At 62.4% G+C, this 3,897-nt stretch carries 4 protein-coding genes; 2 read left to right on the forward strand and 2 right to left on the reverse strand.

Going from position 1 to position 3,897, the window contains the following annotated elements; translation table 11 throughout:
- Positions 1-102 precede the first annotated feature (102 nt).
- Both QMX91_RS29540 and QMX91_RS29545 read right to left on the reverse strand, forming a co-directional pair.
- A complete protein-coding gene (locus QMX91_RS29540; protein ID WP_135296767.1) occupies positions 103-648 on the reverse strand; it encodes a twin-arginine translocation pathway signal protein in 546 nt (181 codons plus the stop codon).
- 28 nt (positions 649-676) lie between these two features.
- Positions 677-2,107: a coniferyl aldehyde dehydrogenase gene (locus QMX91_RS29545; protein WP_134784885.1), complete on the reverse strand. Its 1,431-nt coding sequence runs from the start codon at positions 2,105-2,107 to the stop codon at positions 677-679.
- A gap of 145 nt (positions 2,108-2,252) precedes the next feature.
- Here QMX91_RS29545 and QMX91_RS29550 point away from each other — a divergent pair, with 145 nt between their 5' ends.
- Positions 2,253-2,924: a TetR/AcrR family transcriptional regulator gene (locus QMX91_RS29550; RefSeq protein ID WP_027610562.1), complete on the forward strand. Its 672-nt coding sequence runs from the start codon at positions 2,253-2,255 to the stop codon at positions 2,922-2,924.
- Positions 2,925-2,955: 31 nt separating this feature from the next.
- On the forward strand, positions 2,956-3,810 hold the full coding sequence (locus QMX91_RS29555; RefSeq protein ID WP_210556428.1) for a sulfurtransferase: 855 nt from the start codon (positions 2,956-2,958) through the stop codon (positions 3,808-3,810).
- Positions 3,811-3,897 lie beyond the last annotated feature (87 nt).

Consider the following 3,897-nt stretch of genomic DNA (forward strand, 5'->3'; position numbering starts at 1 on the left):
GCGGTGGGGTGGTGGCTGGCGCCTTCGCGAGCAAGCTCGCTCCCACATTGAAATGCATTCCCTTGTGGGAGCGAGCTTGCTCGCGAACGGCGCGACTCGGTTTCAGACCGTGGGCGGGCCGGGGTAGCCGCAATGGCCCCAGGACTCGGCGCGGGTGTACCAGGCCATCATCACCATCTGCTGCAATGAGCTGTGGCCCATGCGCAGCAGGCTCAATGAGCTGTTCTGCCAGCGCTCGAGGAAGTGGCGCATGGTCTCGGGGCTGGCGTTTTCCCAACTGCCCCAGATCCCTGTGAGCGGACCGCGGGTGACGGTCATGCCGAGCACATCGAACAATTGCCGGGTGAGTTTGAGCATTTCCGGCGACAGGTGATCGAGGCTGTAGTCCAGCGACTTCAGGGTGCCATCCACCGCACCGGGCATTTTCTCGGCGGCCACGGCGCCTTCGAGCATCACCGGAATCAGTGCGCGCAGAAACAGCAGGTCGCCGTCACGCAAAGTGACGAAGCCATTGGCTGCGACACTCGATGAACAGCCACTGAGGCTGGCGCCGAGGCCGGCGGTGGCGAGAAACGCTGTGGCGCCAAGGCTGAACTTCAGCAGGCCACGGCGCGACAGGGCAGGTGTTTCGGTCAGGCTTGGGTGCATTGTTGTTATTACCCGGCGGTGACGACGATTAGCGGATGAACAGCTTCTGGATCAGTTTCTGAATCGATTTGCCGTAGGGCGGATAGATCAACTTCGCGGCGTTGAAGCGCTGTTTGATCAGTACGCCCTTGGCCTTGCTGAAAGTCAGGAAGCCTTCGTGGCCGTGGTAATGGCCCATGCCCGATGGGCCGATGCCGCCGAACGGCATGTCGTCCTGCGCCACGTGCAGCAGGGTGTCGTTCAGGCACACGCCGCCGGAGTGGGTTTCGTGCAGCACGCGGTTCTGTTCGCGTTTGTCGTAGCCGAAGTAGTAAAGCGCCAGAGGACGCGGGCGCTGATTGATGTAGGCAAACGCCTGATCCAGATCCTGATATGGCACGATCGGCAGCAACGGGCCGAAGATTTCGTCCTGCATCACGGTCATCTCGTCAGTGACATTGAGCAGCAGGCTGTGCGGCATGCGCCGGCCCTGGCCTTGTTCGAACAGCGGGATCAGCAGCGCGCCCTTGCTCGTGGCGTCGCTGACATAACCGTTGAGCCGGGCCAGTTGGCGTTCGTTGATGATCGCGGTGTAGTCCGGGTTGTCGGCGAGGGTCGGATAGAAATTGTTGACCACCTGACGATAGGCTTCGACGAACGCGCCGACGCGGTCTTGCGGCACCAGCACGTAATCGGGGGCGACGCAGGTCTGGCCGGCGTTCAGGGTCTTGCCGAAGGCGATGCGTTCGGCGGCGTCCTTGAGCGGCACGTCGCGAGAGACGATGGCCGGGGACTTGCCGCCCAGTTCGAGGGTCACCGGGGTCAGGTTTTCCGCCGCAGCGCGCATCACGTGTTTGCCGATGCTGGTGGCGCCGGTGAACAGCAGGTGATCAAAATGCAGGCGGGAGAACGCCACGCCGATGTCGGCCTCGCCCAGCACCACGCAGACCAGATCTTCGGGGAAAATCCGTCCCAGCAGGGTCTTGAGCAACTGGCCGGTGGCCGGGGTCGATTCGCTGAGCTTGAGCATCACCCGGTTGCCCGCCGCCAGCGCGCCGACCAGTGGGCCGATGGCCAGATACAACGGGTAGTTCCACGGGACGATGATGCCGACCACGCCAAGCGGCTGGTACACGACTTTCGCCGACGCTGGCTGAAAGGCCATGCCGACTTTGCGTCGCGACGACTTCATCCAGCCCTTGAGGTGGCGGCTGGCGTAATGGATGCCGTGCAGGCTGGGCATCAGTTCGGCGAGCAGGGTTTCATCGGCGCTGCGATGACTGAAATCTGCGCTGATGGCATTGACCAGCGCCTGCCGCTCATTACTGAGCAAGTCGCGCAACGCCTTGAGCCATTGCTGGCGCTGATCTGCCGGTGGCATCGGGTTGGCGGCATAGGCGGCGCGCTGTGCCGCGAACAGCCGATCCAGCTCTTCCAGGGGCTGTTGCAGCGTTTGCAGATAAGCAATGTCGGCAGTCATCGTCGGCTCCGGATTTATTGTAGTGATGACTTTCTAGAGTCTATGCTCTAGAAAGTCAAATGACTTCCCGACACAGCTTTGTTTTATCCAGTTCCGGTTAGGTCGTAAGATGCCCCTCACCGCACTCTGAATTAAAGCTCAAGCCATGGCCCCACGAATAAAAACCAGCGAGCGCATCGTGCAGAACAGCCTCGAACTGTTCAATCAGCAGGGCGAGCGCAGCATTAGCACCAATCACATCGCCGCCCACATGGAGATTTCTCCGGGCAATCTGTACTACCACTTCCCGAACAAGCAGGCGATCATCGCCGTGCTGTTCAGTGAGTACGAGACGCTTGTGGACAGCTTTCTGCGCCCGCCGCAGGGGCGTGCCGCCACCGTCGAAGACAAGCGCTATTACCTCAAGGAGCTGCTGTCGGCGATGTGGGGTTACCGCTTTCTGCATCGGGATCTGGAACACCTGCTCGACAGCGACCCGGACCTGGCCGCGCGCTACCGGCGTTTCTCTCAGCGCTGCGTGATTCAGGGCATGGCGATCTACGAGGGCTTCGTCGCCGCCGGCATTCTCAAGATGGATCGGGTGCAGATCGAATCCCTGACGATCAATGCCTGGATCATCCTCACCTCGTGGGTGCGCTTTCTGTGCACCACCCGGGAAAACTCCAACCACCTCAGCGAACAGGCCATCAAGCGTGGCGTGTATCAGGTGCTGGTGCTGGAGGCCGGGTTCGTCACCGATCAGGCGCGCGAGGAGGTGAATGCCTTGTTCGACGAGTTCTACGTGCCGCTGGCCCAGGCCCTCGAGGAAGGGCGGTAACCCATTTCGAAGTCGCTCACAGGAGTCCGTTATGCCGATTGCGCAACTGCTCAGCCCGAATGCACTGGATGCCCGCAAGGAGCAGCCGGGGCTGGTGATTCTCGATTGCCGTTTTGCCCTCGAAGACCCGGACTACGGGCAGCGCAGCTATGCCGAAGGGCACATTGCCGGCGCCCGCTTCGCCGACCTTGAGCGTGACCTCAGTGGCAAGGTGGTCAAAGGCGTGACCGGGCGTCACCCGCTGCCTGAGCCTGCGGCGCTGATCGAGCGTCTGCAGGCGTGGGGCATCCATGCCGACAGCGATGTGGTTTTGTACGACGACGGCCCCGGTGCCTATGCGGCCCGCGCCTGGTGGTTGCTGGCGTGGCTGGGCAAGCGCGATGGCGTGTTCATTCTCGACGGCGGGCTGAAGGCCTGGCACGCGGCGGGTCTGCCGCTGAGTCTGGACGCGCCGTCGGTCAGCCGGGGCAACTTCAGCGGTCAGCCGGACATGAAACTGCTGCTGAGCGCCGAGCAATTGCACAAGCGCCTCGGTCAGCCGTCCCTGACCCTGATCGACGCCCGGGCCTTGCCGCGCTTCAAGGGTGAAGTGGAGCCGATCGATCCGATTGCCGGGCACATTCCCGGCGCGCAGTGCGCAGCGTTTACCGAAAACCTCGGCAGCGACGGGCGATTCCTGCCGGCGGAGCAGCTCAAGCAGCGCTTTGCCGCGAAACTCGGCGAGCGTTCGCCTTCGGAGCTGGTCGCCTATTGCGGCTCCGGGGTGACGGCGTGTCACAACCTGTTTGCGTTGTGCCTGGCGGGGTATCCGCTGGGTTCGCTGTATGCCGGGTCGTGGAGTGAGTGGATCAACGAGCCTTCCCGAGGCATCGCCACGGGCGAATAAAGTCACCATACCCCCAATGTGGGAGCGGGCTTGCTCGCGAAAGCGGTGTGTCAGTCAACCATGATGTGTGCTGAAACACCGCTTTCG

The sequence above is a fragment of the Pseudomonas sp. PS01299 genome (assembly GCF_029960145.1).
Taxonomy (GTDB): domain Bacteria; phylum Pseudomonadota; class Gammaproteobacteria; order Pseudomonadales; family Pseudomonadaceae; genus Aquipseudomonas; species Aquipseudomonas putida_A.

Coding starts and splice junctions, on each gene's coding strand:
- QMX91_RS29540 (WP_135296767.1), bottom strand. CDS start 648: ATGCACCCAAGCCTGACCGAAACACCTGCCCTGTCGCGCCGTGGCCTG.
- QMX91_RS29545 (WP_134784885.1), bottom strand. CDS start 2,107: ATGACTGCCGACATTGCTTATCTGCAAACGCTGCAACAGCCCCTGGAA.
- QMX91_RS29550 (WP_027610562.1), top strand. CDS start 2,253: ATGGCCCCACGAATAAAAACCAGCGAGCGCATCGTGCAGAACAGCCTC.
- QMX91_RS29555 (WP_210556428.1), top strand. CDS start 2,956: ATGCCGATTGCGCAACTGCTCAGCCCGAATGCACTGGATGCCCGCAAG.